The organism is Methanococcus maripaludis (assembly GCF_002945325.1).
Classification (GTDB): domain Archaea; phylum AGJL01; class Methanococci; order Methanococcales; family Methanococcaceae; genus Methanococcus; species Methanococcus maripaludis.
In genome coordinates, this window is sequence record NZ_CP026606.1 from 87,339 (window position 1) to 105,080 (window position 17,742).

General features: G+C 31.2%; 18 protein-coding genes. 10 read left to right on the plus strand and 8 right to left on the minus strand.

Translation table 11 applies throughout. The features are described from left to right. Positions 1-46: 46 nt before the first annotated feature. The 5 genes from argJ to pyrG all read right to left on the minus strand — a co-directional run bounded on the left by argJ (position 47) and on the right by pyrG (position 5,941). Positions 47-1,273 (minus strand): bifunctional ornithine acetyltransferase/N-acetylglutamate synthase, encoded by a 1,227-nt coding sequence (gene argJ, locus MMJJ_RS00475; protein WP_104837193.1) that lies wholly within the window; start codon positions 1,271-1,273, stop codon positions 47-49. A 100-nt stretch (positions 1,274-1,373) separates the two neighbouring features. Further along, the gene (locus MMJJ_RS00480) at positions 1,374-2,645 is read right to left on the minus strand and encodes a flippase (RefSeq protein ID WP_104837194.1); all 1,272 of its coding nucleotides are present in this window, start codon (positions 2,643-2,645) and stop codon (positions 1,374-1,376) included. 21 nt (positions 2,646-2,666) lie between these two features. Further along, on the minus strand, positions 2,667-3,275 hold the full coding sequence (locus MMJJ_RS00485; protein ID WP_244901533.1) for a tetratricopeptide repeat protein: 609 nt from the start codon (positions 3,273-3,275) through the stop codon (positions 2,667-2,669). Positions 3,276-3,384: 109 nt separating this feature from the next. After that, on the minus strand, positions 3,385-4,317 hold the full coding sequence (gene guaA, locus MMJJ_RS00490) for a glutamine-hydrolyzing GMP synthase (RefSeq protein WP_104837196.1): 933 nt from the start codon (positions 4,315-4,317) through the stop codon (positions 3,385-3,387). Positions 4,318-4,339: 22 nt separating this feature from the next. Next, positions 4,340-5,941 carry a glutamine hydrolyzing CTP synthase gene (gene pyrG, locus MMJJ_RS00495; RefSeq protein WP_104837197.1) on the minus strand — a complete coding sequence of 534 codons (1,602 nt, stop codon included), beginning with the start codon at positions 5,939-5,941 and terminating at the stop codon, positions 4,340-4,342. A 163-nt stretch (positions 5,942-6,104) separates the two neighbouring features. Between pyrG and MMJJ_RS00500 the strand changes: the two genes are divergently transcribed. After that, entirely contained in the window at positions 6,105-6,653 is a 549-nt protein-coding gene (locus MMJJ_RS00500; RefSeq protein ID WP_104837198.1) for a GNAT family N-acetyltransferase, read from the plus strand. Positions 6,654-6,663: 10 nt separating this feature from the next. Here the strand turns inward: MMJJ_RS00500 and MMJJ_RS00505 are convergent, their stop codons facing one another. After that, the gene (locus MMJJ_RS00505) at positions 6,664-7,239 is read right to left on the minus strand and encodes a 3'-5' exonuclease (RefSeq protein WP_104837199.1); all 576 of its coding nucleotides are present in this window, start codon (positions 7,237-7,239) and stop codon (positions 6,664-6,666) included. Between the two features lie 231 nt (positions 7,240-7,470). Continuing rightward, on the minus strand, positions 7,471-9,711 hold the full coding sequence (locus tag MMJJ_RS00510; RefSeq protein WP_104837200.1) for a DEAD/DEAH box helicase: 2,241 nt from the start codon (positions 9,709-9,711) through the stop codon (positions 7,471-7,473). 197 nt (positions 9,712-9,908) lie between these two features. Between MMJJ_RS00510 and cbiM the strand changes: the two genes are divergently transcribed. The 7 genes from cbiM (at position 9,909) to MMJJ_RS00545 (ending at position 15,134) form a co-directional block, all read left to right on the plus strand. Then, positions 9,909-10,547: a cobalt transporter CbiM gene (gene cbiM / locus MMJJ_RS00515; protein ID WP_104837201.1), complete on the plus strand. Its 639-nt coding sequence runs from the start codon at positions 9,909-9,911 to the stop codon at positions 10,545-10,547. Then, entirely contained in the window at positions 10,540-10,866 is a 327-nt protein-coding gene (locus MMJJ_RS00520; RefSeq protein WP_104837202.1) for a PDGLE domain-containing protein, read from the plus strand. Before cbiM ends, MMJJ_RS00520 begins: the two co-directional genes overlap by 8 nt. A 120-nt stretch (positions 10,867-10,986) precedes the next feature. After that, positions 10,987-11,289, plus strand: coding sequence for a Dabb family protein (locus tag MMJJ_RS00525; protein ID WP_104837203.1), 303 nt, complete (start codon positions 10,987-10,989; stop codon positions 11,287-11,289). Positions 11,290-11,438: 149 nt separating this feature from the next. Next, complete coding sequence (gene cbiQ, locus MMJJ_RS00530) at positions 11,439-12,206, plus strand: cobalt ECF transporter T component CbiQ (protein ID WP_104837204.1); 768 nt, start codon at positions 11,439-11,441, stop codon at positions 12,204-12,206. Between the two features lie 155 nt (positions 12,207-12,361). Beyond that, positions 12,362-13,543, plus strand: a complete 1,182-nt coding sequence (locus MMJJ_RS00535; protein WP_104837205.1) for a tetratricopeptide repeat protein — start codon at positions 12,362-12,364, stop codon at positions 13,541-13,543. A 94-nt stretch (positions 13,544-13,637) separates the two neighbouring features. Then, entirely contained in the window at positions 13,638-14,135 is a 498-nt protein-coding gene (locus MMJJ_RS00540) for a hypothetical protein (protein WP_104837206.1), read from the plus strand. Positions 14,136-14,168: 33 nt separating this feature from the next. Then, positions 14,169-15,134, plus strand: coding sequence for a hypothetical protein (locus tag MMJJ_RS00545; RefSeq protein WP_104837207.1), 966 nt, complete (start codon positions 14,169-14,171; stop codon positions 15,132-15,134). Between the two features lie 27 nt (positions 15,135-15,161). Here the strand turns inward: MMJJ_RS00545 and MMJJ_RS00550 are convergent, their stop codons facing one another. Continuing rightward, positions 15,162-16,043 carry an AIR synthase-related protein gene (locus MMJJ_RS00550; RefSeq protein ID WP_104837208.1) on the minus strand — a complete coding sequence of 294 codons (882 nt, stop codon included), beginning with the start codon at positions 16,041-16,043 and terminating at the stop codon, positions 15,162-15,164. Positions 16,044-16,217: 174 nt separating this feature from the next. Between MMJJ_RS00550 and MMJJ_RS00555 the strand changes: the two genes are divergently transcribed. Both MMJJ_RS00555 and aksF read left to right on the plus strand, forming a co-directional pair. Next, the gene (locus MMJJ_RS00555) at positions 16,218-16,559 is read left to right on the plus strand and encodes a hypothetical protein (RefSeq protein WP_104837209.1); all 342 of its coding nucleotides are present in this window, start codon (positions 16,218-16,220) and stop codon (positions 16,557-16,559) included. Positions 16,560-16,683: 124 nt separating this feature from the next. After that, positions 16,684-17,703 carry a homoisocitrate dehydrogenase gene (gene aksF / locus MMJJ_RS00560; RefSeq protein ID WP_104837210.1) on the plus strand — a complete coding sequence of 340 codons (1,020 nt, stop codon included), beginning with the start codon at positions 16,684-16,686 and terminating at the stop codon, positions 17,701-17,703. The last annotated feature ends 39 nt before the right edge of the window (positions 17,704-17,742 follow it).

Below are 17,742 nucleotides of genomic sequence, written 5' to 3' on the forward strand. Positions count from 1 at the left end.
TTAAAAATTTAAAAAAAGTAATTTTATTTAAAAAATTTTAAAAAATTTAGGTTGTATATTCTGAATTTATTTTAACGTAATCATACCCTAAATCGCATCCAAAGGCTGTGTTTTCAAAGTTTCCTCTTTTTAAATCCACGATTATTTTGATTTTATCTTCTTTCATTATTTCTTCTGCAAGCTTTAATTCCGGAGTTCCACAGTCTGCAATTTGTTCCCCTGCTTTAACTAAAATTGCCTGCTTTTCTGAAGAAATATCGCTTATTATAATATCAAAATTGTTCATATCCATTTCAGCACCGCTGTATCCAACTGCCGCTGCAATTCTTCCCCAGTTTGGATCGGCACCAAAAACCGCAGTTTTTAAAAGAAGTGATCTAACAATAGACATCGAAGCTTTTTTTGCATCTTCTTTTGTTTCTGCACCAAAAACAGTTGCTTCAATTAATTTTTTAGCTCCTTCTCCATCTGAAACAATCATTTTTGCAAGTTCTTTTGAAACATAAGTTAAAGCGCTGTCAAAATTTTCTTTACAATCGTTATAATTTACACCACTTTGGGCATTTGCCAAAACATATACTGTATCATTTGTGCTCATGTCTCCATCGACAACTGCATTGTTAAAGCTTTCATCAGCTGCATTTTGAAGGGAATTTGTTAAATCTTCTTTTGATATTTCAATGTCGGTAGTAATAAATCCAAGCATTGTTGCGTGAAGCATGTTTGGTGCAATCATTCCAGCACCTTTTGCAATTCCGCCGATTCTAACCGATTTGCCATTTACTTCAAATTCAACTGCAATGGTTTTTGGAAAAGCATCCGTTGTCATTATCGCTTTTGATGCGTTTTCATTACTGTTTTCTAAATTTATATTTTCAAATGCCCTTTCAACTTCTAATGATATAATATCCATCGGCATTTTTCTACCAATTACTCCTGTTGAAGCTGAAAGAACCTGATTTTCTGGAATTTTCAATAACTCAGCTGCTTTTTTTACGAGTAATTCTGCATCATTCATTCCACCTTTTGTAAAGCAGTTCGCATTACCGCTGTTTGCAACAATGGCCCTGAATATTTTATTATTTACTAAAGTATCCTTTGAAAGAGCAACAGGATGTGCGTAAACTTTATTTGTTGTAAATACGCCTGCTGCAACTGCATCTGTTTCTGAATATATTAATGCGGCACCGTATTTTCTATCCTTGTGCCCGTTTGCCTTAAAACCCTTTGGAGCTACGACCCCTCCATCCACAACCACGAAATTTTCGGCCATGTTTCATCATCTCTTAAAATTAATTAACTCTGGAAATTATTTTTATTCTAAGTATAAAAAATTTATTCAAAACAATATCTAAAATTAAAATTATTAAATTTTAACTATTATTTTTAATTTTTTTAAGCTTAGTAAATGTAATTATCCAGATCAATACAAAAACAACAAATGACGATGAAAGAGTTGCAATTGCACCGCCAATTATACCCATATGTGGAATCAGGGTGTAATTAAATACGGCATTTAATAAAATACCTAAAAATAAAACATATACTGGAATTTTTGCATATCCAAGACCTTGGAGGGATGATGCACATATCGTATACGTACTCATGAATACTGCTGAGACAGAAAGTATTTTTAAGGAAGCAATGCTTTCAGGAGTACTTATTCCAAAAAATAAGTTTAAAAGTTCTTTTGAAAATAAAAAAATCACTAACAACGCAGGTAAAACTATTGAAATGTTTAAAATCGTTGCTTTTTTAAAATATGAAATGTCTTTTGATTTTGAAATTCTTGGAATTAACACTATTGCTATTGCAGATGCGAACAAGAAAAGAAGCCTTGAAAGAAGTGAAGCGTATCCATAAACACCATTATCATAAGCTCCGAGCATCGAAAGTATGAAAATGCCATCAAGATCATTTATCAGCCTATAGGATGCAGTCGTAAGTGCGATAGGAATTGAATAATATATAACTTTTTTAACAGATTCCTTCTCTTTTATCGGTGAAAATATATTTTTTAAAATATTTGAAAATGAATATTTTAGATTTGATTTTGATAAAAGATAAATTCCAAAAATTCCACCAAGTAAAAATGAAACTGAAATCGATAGAATTCCACCAACTACGCCGAATAAATAGCTTAAAATTACTAAAAAAACGACTTTCGAAGTATTTTCTAAAATCCAAGTTTTTGATAAATTCTTTATTTTTAAATTTCCCTGTAATACGCCCCTGCTCCATGAAATAACTACAGAAAATGGCAGAGCTACTGCGACAGCGTAAAAATAAACATCTGGTAAATTAGAATAGTTTCCGCCAAGTAGATATTTTAAAAATACTGTAAAAATTGCACCAAAGATTGAAAAAATAAACATTACTTTTAAAATATCATATATCCAAGTATTTTCGTTAAAATCGCCGCCAGAAATAAATTTTGCCATTGCTGGCGGAATTCCCGAACAAAAAATAATAACTAACGTATCTAAAATCGGCATTAGCCCCTTGATTACACCAAAACCCTCAGTTCCAAGAATAAATGGTATTAAAAAATAAAAAAGATAGGCTGCAAATTTGGAATACATGTTTGAAAATATCATGTAAGCACTGTCTTTTAAAATTCCATCTTTTTTTAAGTTTTTAATCATGAAATCACAAACGAAATAAACTTAATTTTTGATTAACTTTTGAACCATTGCTTTATTTTTTAAAGCAGATTCGAAATTGGGATTTAACGTAACAGCTTTTTCAAAACACTCGAAAGCTTTTTGGTAGTTTTTAACCTTGTAGTACTCGACACCCTTATTATTCCACCTTATTGGGAGAATTTCTTTTAATTTAATGCGTGTCTTTTCAATATTTTTTCTCAAAGTTTCTGAATACGGATTTATTTCAAAAGCTTTTTCAAAATAGCCAAGTGCCTTCTCAAAATTGCCCTGATTGTAGTTTTCAACACCCAATTTTGAAAATTTATTATAATTTTCGTTTTCCTGCTTTTTTAACTTTTCTTCTACCATCTTTTTATTTTTTATTGCAGGAATATATGAAGAATTCATGTTTAAAACGCTGTTAAAACATTGCAGCGCTTTTTCGTTTTCCTTAAGTTTTAAAAAAACCATTCCCTTTCCAAACACTGCTAAAAAATCGTCTGGATAGTATGAAAGTATTTTATCATAGCACTCAAGTGCTTCTGCATATTTTTCAGAATTACAGAGCAATGCTCCGTGACTGTGCCATTTTTGAATGCCGTAATTGTTCTTCATGTTCAATCCTTTCAAAAGTTAAAAACAGTCCAAATCTTTTGATATAATGAATAATGAAGTTTGAAAATAAATAGCTATTGTGTAGGTAAAATTTAATTTTAAAAAAGAGATGTATTTTAAAGAATTATTCGAATTCAATTGTTGCTGGCGGTTTATCGGTTACGTCAAGAACTACTCTTGTAACGTTTGGAATTTCTGAAGTTATTCTTTTGCTGATTCTTTTTATAAGATCAAATGGAATTTCAGGAGTGTGTGCAGTCATTGCATCAAGTGAGCTTACAAATCTAAGTGCAACAACCCAGTTGTAATCTCTAATGTCGCCTTTAACACCAGTTGCTTTTGTGTCAAGCACTGCTGCAAAGTACTGCCAGAGTTCGTTTTTAAGTTCAGTTTTTTCAATTTCTTCTGAAACAATGAAGTTTGCTTCTTTGCAGATTGCTAATTTTTCATCTGTAATTTCGCCTAAAATTCTAACTGCAAGTCCAGGTCCTGGGAAAGGCTGCCTGTGTGCAATCTGGTCAGGTAAACCAAGTGAAACTGCTAAAAGTCTAACTTCATCTTTGTAGAGTTCTCTTAATGGTTCAACAACATCTAAAACCATTCCACCAGGTAATGCAATGTTGTGGTGTGTTTTAATCTGTCCTTCACTTTCAATCCAGTCTGGAGCAATTGTTCCCTGAACGAGTACTTCTTCACCCTGTTCTTCTGCAACTTTTTCAAATACTTCGATAAAGAGCCTTCCAATTATCTTTCTTTTTTCTTCCGGATCAGTAATGCCTTCGAGTTCTTTTAAAAATATGTCTTTTGCTTCAACAATTTTTAAATTGAGCCCCATCTGTTCTTTAAAAATTTTCCAGATTTCTTCGGACTCGTTTTTTCTCATTAATCCGGTATCAACATAAACTGCAAGTAATTTATCTCCAATTGCTTTATCCGTAAGAACTGCAGCAACTGCACTGTCAACTCCACCGCTCAGCGCAATGATTGTTTTTCTATTATTAATCTGCTTTCTTATTTCTTCAATGGATTCTTCTATAAACGGTTCGGTCTTGAACATTGATATTCCTCCAAATAATTAATTATTTTTCAATCGAAGCTTTTACCAATCCATGAAATAATGGGTGAGGTTTGTTTGGTCTTGATTTAAATTCTGGGTGTGCCTGTGTTGCAATAAAGTACTTGTGATCTTCAAGTTCTATGAATTCTGCAAGTTTTCCGTCAGGTGACATTCCCGAAATTATTAATCCGTTTTTCTTCAATATTTCATGGTATTCTGGATTTACTTCGTATCGGTGCCTGTGTCTTTCAGATGCATTTGTTGAACCATATAATTCACTTGCAAGCGAGTTTTCTGCTAAAATTGCAGGATATGCTCCAAGTCTCATGGTTCCTCCTTTTTCAGTTACTTCACGCTGTTCAGGAATGTAATCGATTACAGGGTGTTCTGTTTCTTCATCAAATTCTGTTGAATTAGCATTTAAACCACATACATGTCTTGCAAATTCGATTACTGCGCACTGCATTCCAAGACATATTCCTAAAAACGGAATATTTTTTTCTCGTGCATATCTTACCGCATTTACTTTTCCATCGATTCCCCTATCGCCAAAACCACCAGGAACTAAAATGCCATGTAATTTTTCATCGTCAACCATTTTGTCGAGAATTTCTTCATAATTTTTGGTTTCGAGTTCTTCTGAATTAATCCATGCAATATTTACTTTGGTATCGTTTTTAGCACCTGCATGGCCTAAAGCTTCCATTATGCTCATGTAAGAATCTTTTAATTCAACGTATTTTCCAACGATTCCAATTGTGATTTCATTCATCGGGTTTATGATTCTGTCAACAATAGCTCTCCATTCAGTTAAATCTGGAGTTGAATCTCTTAAATTAAGTTTTTCAGTAACTAATTTTCCAAGCCCTTCTTTTTCAAGATTTAGGGGAACTTCGTAAATTGTTCTTGCGTCTTTACATTCGATTACTGCTTCTTTTTCAACATCACAAAAGAGTGCAAGTTTGTCTTTTATTTTTTCACTTATTGGAATTTCTGATCTACAAACCAAAATATCAGGCTGGATTCCAATTCCTTTTAATTCTTTTACTGAGTGCTGTGTTGGTTTTGTCTTTAATTCTCCAGCACTTCTAATATATGGGAGAAGTGAAACGTGAATGTATAGTACATTTTCTTTTCCAACATCTTTTTTAAATTGTCTGATTGCTTCTAAAAACGGTAAACTCTCAATATCTCCAACAGTTCCACCAATTTCAATAATCGTAATGTCAGAATCTTTTCCAAGATTTTTGATTCTATCTTTTATCTCGTTTGTAATGTGCGGAATTACCTGAACCGTTTTTCCAAGATAATCTCCTCTTCTTTCCTTTGAAAGAACGCTCCAATATATTTTACCTGTTGTGATATTGTTGTCAGCTTTCAATCCAATATCTACAAATCTTTCGTAATTTCCAAGGTCAAGATCAGTTTCTCCGCCATCATCAGTTACAAAAACCTCGCCATGTTCAAATGGAGACATCGTACCTGCATCGATCTGTAAATAAGGGTCGATTTTAATCATATTTACGTCTAAACCCCTGGCTTTGAGAAGTCTTCCAAGAGATGATGAAGTTATCCCCTTACCTAAAGAAGACACTACACCGCCTGTAACAAATATATATTTCATCAGAATCCCTCGATAAATAGTAAAATCAAAATAATAATTTTAGAAATATTATTCAATCAAATATAAATGTTTCCCGATTTTCTGAAAACAAAATTTTAGAATAACTAATAAATTCATGTATGTTTTAAGGGTATATGAAGTTATCAGACGCCGAGAGGAAAATATGGTTGAACTTAAAGTAGATTCAGAAATTGTTTTAAAAGAAATAGAATTGTCCGATGCAGAAGATATTTTTAAATTAATCGACTCAGATCGAGAAAATCTCAGAATTTGGCTCTCTTTTATAGATTCAACAAAAGAAATAGCCGACACTGAAGACTTTATACGTTCGATACTGTTTCTTCCAAAAGATATTCGAGATCTTGTCACTGTTATTATTTACAAAGGCCAAAAAATTGGATTAATTGGATTTAAGCTAACAGATTTTGTAAATAAAAAAACGGAAATTGGCTACTGGATTTCAAAAGAATTTGAAAACAAAGGAATTGTAACTAAATCTGTAGTAAAAATGATAGATTATGCATTTAATAATTTAGAATTAAATAGGATACAGATAAAATGCGGAATTGGAAATGAAAAAAGTTTAAAAATACCAAAAAAGCTAAATTTTAAATTTGAAGGTATCGAAAGAAGTGCAGAATTGTTGAATGGAAAATTTATCGATGCAGAAGTTTACAGCATTTTAAAAGATGAATGGACTTTTAAAAATTAAAAAAAGAAATTTAATCTTTTTTTATGTGGTTCATCAGAACGCCTTTTTTGTAGCAGAGGTATAATATCCCGGTATCGTACCTTGCATCGTGAAATCCAACTTCGCTACAGCCATACGCTTTTTTTGTAAATTCAAGTCCTTCATTTGGGCACTGTTCTAAAAATTCCATTAATTCAACTAATTTTGGTCTTTTATATCTTTTCTGACCCGGAAGTTTACAGATTGGGGTAAAATGAAACATCGTACAGAATTTATCTTTTGGAACATATTCTGGACCGAGTCTTTCAAACTCTGCTTTTAAAAACCGTATATCAAAAGAGATATTGTGCCCAATTATTACGGAATCTTCAAGGTCTTCCCGAACTTCATCGACAGTATCTTCAAAAGTCATTCCATTTGATAATTCGTCAAGTATTTCCATTGTAAGCCCGTGAACTTTTGCAGCGCTTCTTGACATGTGGTCAACTGAGTAGTATTGATTAAAAACTTTTTTTAAGTTTAAATCTTCGTCAGTTACTAAATAAGAAAGCTGTGCAATCTGTCCGGGGTGAAGTCCCGTTGTTTCAGTATCTAAAAAAACATACATCTTTAACACGTTTTAATTTTAAATTTTCAATAACTCATTTCAAGATAACTCAACTATATATATCAGGTTATTTAAGCTTTATATCTAATTATCTAATTAAAGAATATAAAGAATATTTCTCTGATTTAATTATGCAATGATGAGTGCCGACTTCACTGAGGATTTTTCCGATGAAGACAACGGGGACAGCTGAGCATAACTTTTTTAAAAAATTTATATTATAATTTTAAATTAATAATTAAGGAGAGTCTGCTGGCCGTATTTCATTCCAAGGTCTCCAAGGATTTTTTTACCGATTTTTTCGCCGAAAAGTTCAAGGATTTTTTCAGGATTATTATTTATTTCAACTTTGGACTTAATTCCTGCATTATAAAGTTTTCTCGACCTTGCACGGCCGATATTCTTGACTTTTAATAATTCAATTAATTCTTCTTTTGCACCGTATTCAATTCTTAATTCCATTTCCATAAGGGCTCTGTATATTTCACTGCTGTCTAAATTAATTAGTTTTGCAATCTCTTTTGTTGAATAAATCATCCATTTGGCCTGTTCAACTTTGTATCTTAAGATTCCGGGTTCAACACCGTACTTTTCCAAAATTAGTTCTTCAGGTATTTCACTTACCCAGTCGCAGAACATTTTTGAATTTTTAAAAGCTTCAACATTTTCCGCAGAATACTCATTAATTCCAAATTTTTCCATTTCAAGGATTAAATCAAGTTCTTCATTCGGCCTAACTCTTAAAAGTGGCCTCATTTCGTTAGTTTTTGAAATCAAATAGAATAAATACTGATCAATTTTTGATCGATCCAATTGAGCACATTTTTTCTTCAATTCATGTAATTCTTCTATTATAATTTCAGAACTCATCGGGTCGATATAAAGTTCAGAAATTCTTTTTCCAAGCTTTGTTGATTTAAATTCAACTTTTGAATTGGGATTTGAAAGATCGAATGAAGTTTCTTTTGAATCTAAAACTAAATTATTTGAAGAATCAAAGGAGAGTTCAACTACTTTGTTTTCCGCTTTTTTAAGAACTGAGGTTTCTAAAAATTTATTTTTTTCTAAAAATTCTACAACTTCTGATACATTTAATAAAACTGCGCCGATATTTCCAAACTGGTAAGCGTAAAACGTATTTTTCATGAAATTGACAAGATTTTGTCCGTCATTAATTTCTCCTGTGGAAATTAAACCCAAAATATGAATTCTCAAAACTTTCTGGTTTGCTAATTTTGAATATATATTTTCAACATTTCCAGTAAGAATTTCATAAGCTTTTTCAGAATCGCGCTCATTTTTGATATAAATTATTCCTTCACCGTAAGGGTCCAATCCAGGTCGGCCAGCTCTCCCAATACACTGCTGAATTTCCATTCTTGGAATATCTACAAGGCCGTTTTGAGAATATCTTTTTATATCTCGCACAATTGCTCGCCTGCACGGTAAATTCAAGCCTGCCGAAAGTGTTGGCGTACAGCAGATTACTTTTATTAATCTATTTCTAAATCCATCTTCAACGATTTTTCGATGCTGATACGTGAGTCCTGCATGGTGAAATGCTATTCCTTTTTTAATACATTCTGAAAGGGCTTTACAAGTTTCAGTTGGCGTATCGAGAATTGATAAAATTTCTTCACTTAATTTATTTAGTTCATGCTGTTCAGTTCTTGTTAAGTACTTAGTTAAATTGTGTTTTTTTGCTTCGCCAACTGCATTTCTTTTTGAATTGCAAAATATTAAACAAGAACCTTTTTCTTCGACACTATCAACTATTAAATCAGTTATATTATTTTTAGAAACCTGCTTTATTTTTTTTGCAGGGCTTTTTACAAACTCAAGTTCATTTTCAAAGTAAATTCCTTTTTTTAATTCAACTGGCCTCCATTCATCAACGATTAATTTCGCGTTTAGCCAGTCTGAGAGTTCTTCGGGGTTTCCAATAGTTGCAGAAAGGCCGACAATCTGGGCATTTAAATTTTTCAATTTCGTTAAAATTACTTCTAAAGTTCCGCCCCTGTCGTTATCCCCTATTAAATGGATTTCATCAATTACTGCTAAGGATACGTCATTTATCCATTCAACTTCGTGTCTCATCAATGAATCGAGCTTTTCAGAAGTAGTTATAATGATATGAAACTTTGAGAGATTCTCTTTAGTATCAAAATCCCCGATTGATAGCCCTACTTTTATTCCATATTTTTCATATTTTTCCTTAAATTCATCAAATTTTTCATTTGCAAGCGCTTTTAGTGGGACGATGAATAACCCTTTTTTTCCAGTTAAATTTTTATTTTCATCTAAAATATGGTTTAATAAAGCCATTTCTCCAATAAGCGTTTTTCCACTCGCAGTTGGAATACATATTAAAAAATTCTTTGTTTTATCAAAAAGTTCTTCATCAATTACTTTTTTTTGCGGAGGTCTTAATTCAGTAATTTTGTTTTCTTTAAGTATATCCAATACATGCATTTTTTCAACATTTTTGTTAATTCTTTTCTTTTTAATTGTAATCCATTTGTAATATAATTTTGCCCATATGAGTAATAATAATTACTGAGTATTGTTACATAGTAATAAAATATAACAACATATAAATACTGCGTTATATCAAGTATTATCTGTAATAAATATCTTAAAAAATTATTACTCTAAAAATGGGTGAGGCAATGCACATACCAGATGGATTTATCCCATTGTGGGAAAGCGGGATTTTTTGGGTAATTTCCCTGATATTTTTAAGTATGTCTTTAAGATGGGCATCAAAGGAAATGAATGAAAAGACAGTTCCACTATTTACGGCACTTGCAGCAGGTATTTTTGCAATTCAAGCAATGAACATGCCTATACCTTGGGGAACTAGTGGACACATGGTTGGTGCAGCACTAACTGCGATAGTATTTGATAGCCCTTGGGCTGCTGTATTAATGTTAGCTCTTGTTTTAATTGTTCAAGGATTATTCTTTGCAGACGGTGGTTTAATCGTCATGGGTGCAAACATCTTTAACATGGGTGTTGTAGGTGGATTTGTAGGATACTACGTATTCAAATCATTGAAAAAAACAAACTTCCACGCAGCAGTATTTACTGCTGGATGGTCTGCAACATTTATAGCAGCACTTGCTTGTGCAGCAGAACTTGCAATTGCAGGAACATTCCCAATTGACCTTGGAATTCAATTTATGGGTCTTTACCACGCAGTTATCGGAATTATTGAAGGTTTAATTACTGCGGTAGTGGTAGGCTACCTCGCATCAGCTCGACCGGATCTTGTAAAGAGCGTAAAAAAGGTGGTTTCAAATGAGTAACAACAACTCGATATTAGTTGCAGGACTAATCGTTGCATTATTAATTGGACTTGCAGCACCATTTTTAGCTTCAGGTGACCCTGATGGATTGGAAAGCGCTGCAGAAAAAATTATTAATTCAGATGTTTTGGATGCAAATTTAGATGAAGCAGGACTTGAAGAAGAAGGAACAGTTGCACCTTCACCAATGCCTGACTATGCAATTCCAGGAATGGACAAAATAGGGGAAATTGGTGCATTAATTATTGGTATTTTATTAATAACCTTACTTTCATTTGGCGTTGGTTCAATATTTAAAAAATCAACTTCAGAAAACTAAAAGATCTGATTTACTTTTTTCAATTTTTTAAAATTTCAAAAGATTAAGAGTTCGTTTTTATTACATATTTTTATATAATTTATACCAAAAACATGATTTTAAAATTAAACAGGTGTATTTATGATAAAACATATCGTTATGTGGAAATTAAAAGAAAATGATAAGGATAATGATAAATTTGAGAATGCAAAAACCATTAAAAATAAATTGGAAAGTTTAAATGGAGTTATTCCTGAAATAAAATACATAGAAGTTGGTGTAAACTCTGAAAAATTTGAAAATAACTACGATGTAGTGTTGGTATCAGAATTCGACAGTTTTGAAGATTTAGATGTTTATCAAAAACACCCAGAACACGTGAAAGTTGGAGAATTTGTAAAATCAGTTGCAGAACTCAGAACTGCTGTTGATTACGAATTTTAATTATATTTTTTTAATGAATATTTGTATTATTTTCTCCTATTTTTTTCAAAATAATATGGTTTTTTATAGATTAAGAACTATTTTAAATTAATAATACTCTATAATCATTTGCGAAATATTGTAATAATCAAATATTTTCAGGTCAAAATTTGCACGGATCAATTCACAGTTTGGAAAGAGATGCGTTTGTCGAAAGTCCGCTTCACAGAATAGATGCTAGAATCAAATTAATTTTTGTTTTTACCGTAGTTTTGACTGCAACAATTTTTAACAATGTTTATTTAATGGTTTTAATGGAAATTTACATGTTATTTGTAATGCTCTTTTCAAAAATCCCTATTTCAAATTTACTTAAAAGAATAATCATGATAATCCCATTTGGTGGATTTATAGCATTATTCCAGCCTTTCATTCGAGGAGAATCTGTAATATATTATTTAGGAATGCTTCCAATATATTCTGAAGGATTGGATTTTGGAATTTCATTATTTTTAAAATTTCTGGTTTCTATAACTTCAGTGGTGCTGTTATCCTCGACAACACCAATGTATGAAGTAATAAATGCTGGAAAAAAACTTGGAATTCCAAGCATTATGTCTACGCTTCTTGGAATGATGATTAGATACTTATTTGTAATGGTTGATGTTTTAGAATCCACGATAAAAGCCCAAAAATCAAGGGCACTTAACAGGAAAAATTTAAACTACAAACAGCTTCTAAATACATTTGGGTCATTAATCGGGCTTGTTTTTTTAAAATCATATGAACAGGGTGAAAGAACCTATTTAGGAATGCTTTCAAGAGGATATTCGAAAGATTCGAATATAAAAACACTCGGTCAAAAAATCGGATTTAATGACATTTTGTTTTTGTCCACTACAACGCTAATACTGTCAATTGGAATTATCTCTTTTTAAACTATCGAATGCCTATCCAAATTGACAGTTTTTAAGTCATAATACTATATCTAAAATTATATATGTTAATTTAAAAAGGTCGTTATTCACAAATAAAAAGTTAGATAAAGATAAAACTTCAAAAGTATAACTATAGAAATTTAAAAAGGCGCACCATGGGACTATTTTCAATTTTTAAATCAAAAGATCCAAAAAAACTGCTTGAAATTGGCACTGAATATTATAATAATGGTAAGTATCAAAAATCCATAGAATATTTTAATAAAACTTTAAATTCAGAGCCCAAAAACCCTGATGCATGGTATTTTAAAGGAAATGCATACCAAATGCTTGGTAAATCAAAACTTGCTCAAGATTCATACGAAAAAGCGCTTTCTATACGTCCAAACGATCTTGAAATAATTAAAAGCTATACAATGCTACTCAATTCGTTAGAACTATTCAAAGAATCCGTTGAAATCTTGAAAAATGTTTCCGAATCCGACGATGAAATTATAGAAATTTTAGGCGATGCCTACTTAAAAACAGGTAAATTTGAAGAAGCAATTTTACATTATAATGATATTTTGGAAAGAAAACCAAGGTATAAAGAAATCCTTGCAAAAAAAGGAACTGCACTTGTAGGGCTTAAACAATTTGATGAAGCTCTTGAAATTTATGAAAAAGTTTTGAAAATAAGCCCCTATGATACTGAAGTCTGGAAAAATATAGGTAATGCATTTTATACTGTTAAAAAGTATGAAAAAGCAATTCAATTCTATGATATGTACTTAAATGAACATAAAGGAGACTTTGGAGTAACTCTTTCAAAAGGAGACGCTTTGAGAAAACTTGGAAAAACCAACGAAGCACTTGATCTATATACAAAAGTGCTCGAAAAACATATACAAAATTATGAACCGTGGTGCAGGGTCGGCCTTTTATATTACGATACTGAGGATTACGAAACTGCCATTTATTACCTGGAACTGGCAAATGAAAGAAACCCATTAAATCCATCCATACTGGTAAAACTTGGAAGAACGTATGTTAAATTAAGGAATTATAATAAAGGACTCGAATTTATGGAAAAAGCTTTAGATAAAGACAGCGAATACGCAAAAGCATGGTGCTACAAAGGATACATATTAAATCTTTTGGAAAGGCATTATGAAGCAATAGACTGCTACAAAAAAGCTATATCGATAAATAAAAACGATTCTAAATTTTGGATGCATTTATCAAATGTATACAAAACCATTGGAAAAGAAGACTATTCAAAAGAAGCTTATGAAAATGCAGTAAATCTTGAAAATCATAATATGCTTCCAAAAAGTGCTGAAAATTCAGTACTTTAACATATTATTATTTCAAACGTGAACAATACCGCATAATTTAAATAGAATAGGTTTCATACGATTAGGAAACTTGAAATTTGAGCAGGGTGAAAACGTGGAAGAAGAAAGGTTCTATGTAACTCAGGCTTTGTCTGAATCCGAAGTATTTGGAAAGTTAAGAATGCTGATTGCTGAAAATGTCTCAGGACTCTATAATTTAACTGTTAAAAATAACTTAAACCATAAATTCTATTCAATAAAATTTATTGTTAAAGCAAGAAGCGAAAATTACGCAAAACTCTGTGAAATTCTCCAGAAAAATGAAATAATTTTGGTAAACTGTTATGAACTGATTTTCCCATCGTATAAAATTTCAATAAAAGGGGATTCAGAACAGTGTTTAAACATACAAAAAGAACTATTGGAAGTATTAATGGCTTATGGTTCTGTTCCAATAAAATCTAAACTTTCATCAGACGAATTTGTTAATGGATCATTAGAAATAACTGTTACAAATAAGGACCCCTCAAATTGCATCAAATTTTTAGAACTTATGAGAAAAAACAAAGATATGGAATACAAAGTTACTCCTGTCGATGAAAGCGAATTTTAATTTACTTAAAAAAGAAGGGGGATAGGTGATTTAATGGTCATCGGGTTTTTTCGTTCGAAATCTAACAAATTAAAAAAGCTTCTTGAAGAGGATATGATTAATGATGCCCAAAAAATGTTGGATGAGGACGATTCATTAACTTCGGATTTATTTAAATATTTAAAAATGAATAGTGAGAATTTAAAAGCTAATGCTATTTATTTGCTCACAAAAAATTATTTAAAAAATAATAAAGATATTTCTGAATTATATTCCCCTTTAAAAGCATTTTTATCACAAAAAAGCGAAGTTTTAGTTTTAAATTCATTAATGTCACTCAAACTGATAACTGATGTTTTCCCTGAAGTTTATGAAAATTTTAGTTTAGAGGTAACTCAAATTAATAAGACTTTTGTTAATTTGGATATTAGGAGTTATACTGGGAATTTGATAAAAAAATACGGCAAATTTAAGGAGTATAATCTTTCGGATAATCAAAAAATGCTTCAAAAACATGTTAAACAGTTAATGAAGTCTTCAAAACAGGAATCATTGTTTGGACGATTAATGGAAATTGGATCCTCATTGTTTGTTATAATGCCTGAAAAACTGGAAGTTACTGAAGAAATGCTTGAAGATTCAATTTCAAAAGATGATTTACAGTTTAATGTTTTCACGATTGAAACACTCAAATCAGGTAAAATAAAAGAAATGGATCCTTTAAATATTGTATACCAGCTATCGAAACTGCCGACACTTACTAAAGGACAGGTGGATGATACTATGCCTCAAACGCTTGATTTGATGGGATGTTCAAAAAACATGATTGTAAGAAACATGGTATTAAATACAGTTTATGAAGTATCAAAGAAGTATCCTGATGTACTTTATAAACACATTTCAGGACTTGAACTTTATGAAAAACAGTATGGTGGAAACGATCCAGTATTTAAAGCAATTATCAAAGAAATTGCCAAAAAATATAATTTAGATAACTCTCCTCTTTCAAAATTACTTTAAAATTTAATATTTTAAATAAAAAAATATTTAGGATTTATACGGAAAGTTTTTTATTAACTCATTCATTTTTTCATTATCAATATATTCGTTATTTCCAATTTTTAGAACTTTTTCAGAAGTTACCCTTCCAAAAGGAGTTAATGGGCATCTATGTTTAACCGCAATTTCTAAAATATTTGAAACTTCATCTTCTGGAACGCTTACTAAATATGTTCCAAGATATCTTGTAGCCCTTGGATATGGAAGTCCTGTTATTTCAACACCATTTTGAGCTTTCAAAAGCATTTCTAAAATGTTACAAAGCCAGCCTCCTCTTGAAGCATCTTTACAGGCGTGAACTTCAATATCATTTTTTAAAATATCTAAAAATGTATCAAATTTATTTTTTGCTTTTTGAACTCTTTCTCCAATATCCCCTTCTACAGGGTGTCCGAGCATTAGCATTACATCGTTATCTTTTGAACCAGAATCTCGAATTATTTTGTCTGAAATAAGTTCACCAAAAACAACTACACTCATGCAGGATTTTAATGACTCAATTGTTTGGGTGTTTCCACCTATTATTGGAATATTAAGTCCGATTGACTGTTTTTTTAATCCATCTATTGCAATTTCAATTTCTTCTTCGTTTGCAGCCTGAATTGCATCCATTGCATAAAGCGGTTTTGCACCCATTGCAACGATATCACATGTAGTGTGGATAAGTGCGGTTTTTGAGCCTAAAATTAATGGGTATGGCCCTTCCATATTGTAAACAGATTTTCCGATAACTACTCCGTCATCTCCTGCGCGAATACCGCATGAAAGACCTGGAACTTTTGAATCCATGCCCCAAAATTCTTTTCTAGGATAATTATTTTCCATCATATGTTCTATTGCATAGTTAATTTCGTACTCGATATTTTCCATGTTCTCACGTTAAATTATATAAATCATTTAAATTATAGTTTAAGAAGATTTAAAGACATTTTTAATTAGTTATAATGATATCTATTCAAGATAGGGATTATTTTTATATAAATATTCCTTTTATAAGGTCATTGAGCAATATAAAAATTTCATAACTACTGAGTGTGTGAAATAATGGTAAAACTTAACAAAAATGAACTTGAACTTATAACTCAAGTGTTAAAACGAGCAGAATCAATTTCAAGGGATGTTAATCCCGAATCTTTTATTTATTCGGATGATATGTATATTGGAAGAAATGATTCCTGTAGAACCGCACTTTATGCGATAGATAATAAAGAGTTTTTGGAAGATTTTGGTGAAGAAGAATTTGAAGAAATAGTTTGGGATGAACTTAAACTTTATGAAGATTATCTTTACGAAAAACAGGCTAAGTCTGGGAAATCAGAAGAAATTTCTGAAAAAATTACCGAAGTTAAAAAATTAATTAAAAAAATAAAACCTTATGAGGAATAAATATTAATTTAATTATTCATTTATTTTGATGTTGCATATTACAGAGTATTTTTATACGCTTAAGGCATATTGTATCTCTGCTTTAAATTGAACAATAATAAGGTGCGAGTTTTTTGGTGGTTTTATGAGAAACACTCCCAAAATTTGTGTTATCAACGGTGACGGTATTGGAAACGAAGTAGTTCCAGAAACGGTGCGAGTTTTAAATGAAATTGGTGACTTCGAATTCATTCATACCCATGCAGGTTACGAATGTTTTAAAAGATGTGGCGATGCGATACCTGAAAACACAATTGAAATTGCAAAAGAATCTGATTGTATTTTATTTGGATCAGTTACCACACCAAAACCGACTGAATTAAAAAATAAATCATATAGAAGTCCAATATTAACTTTAAGAAAAGAACTTGACCTTTATGCAAATATTAGGCCAACTTATAACTTTGATAATCTTGATTTTGTTATAATTCGAGAAAATACTGAAGGACTCTATGTAAAAAAAGAATATTACGACGAAAAAAACGAAGTTGCAATTGCTGAGCGAATAATTTCAAAATTTGGAAGTTCTAGAATTGTAAAATTTGCTTTTGATTACGCAGTTCAAAATAATAGAAAAAAAGTATCCTGTATACATAAAGCAAATGTATTAAGGGTTACTGATGGATTATTTTTAGAAGTTTTCGAAGAAATATCTAAACATTACGAAAAATTAGGAATAAAATCTGATGATTATCTAATTGACGCGACAGCAATGTATTTGATTAGAAACCCGCAAATGTTTGATGTATTGGTTACAACAAATCTTTTCGGAGACATATTATCTGATGAAGCTGCAGGACTTATTGGTGGACTTGGAATGTCTCCTTCGGCAAACATTGGCGACAAAAATGGATTATTTGAGCCAGTTCACGGATCTGCACCAGACATTGCGGGAAAAGGAATTTCAAACCCGATTGCAACAATATTGAGTGCTGCAATGATGCTTGACCATTTAAAGATGAATAATGAAGCTGAATATATTAGAAATGCGGTTAAAAAAACGGTTGAATGTAAATATTTAACTCCTGATCTTGGGGGAAACTTAAAAACTTTTGAAGTTACGGAAAAAATCATTGAATCCATAAGGTCTCAGATGATTCAGTGAGCATACTAAAATTTAAAAACTATTAGGTAAAACACATAT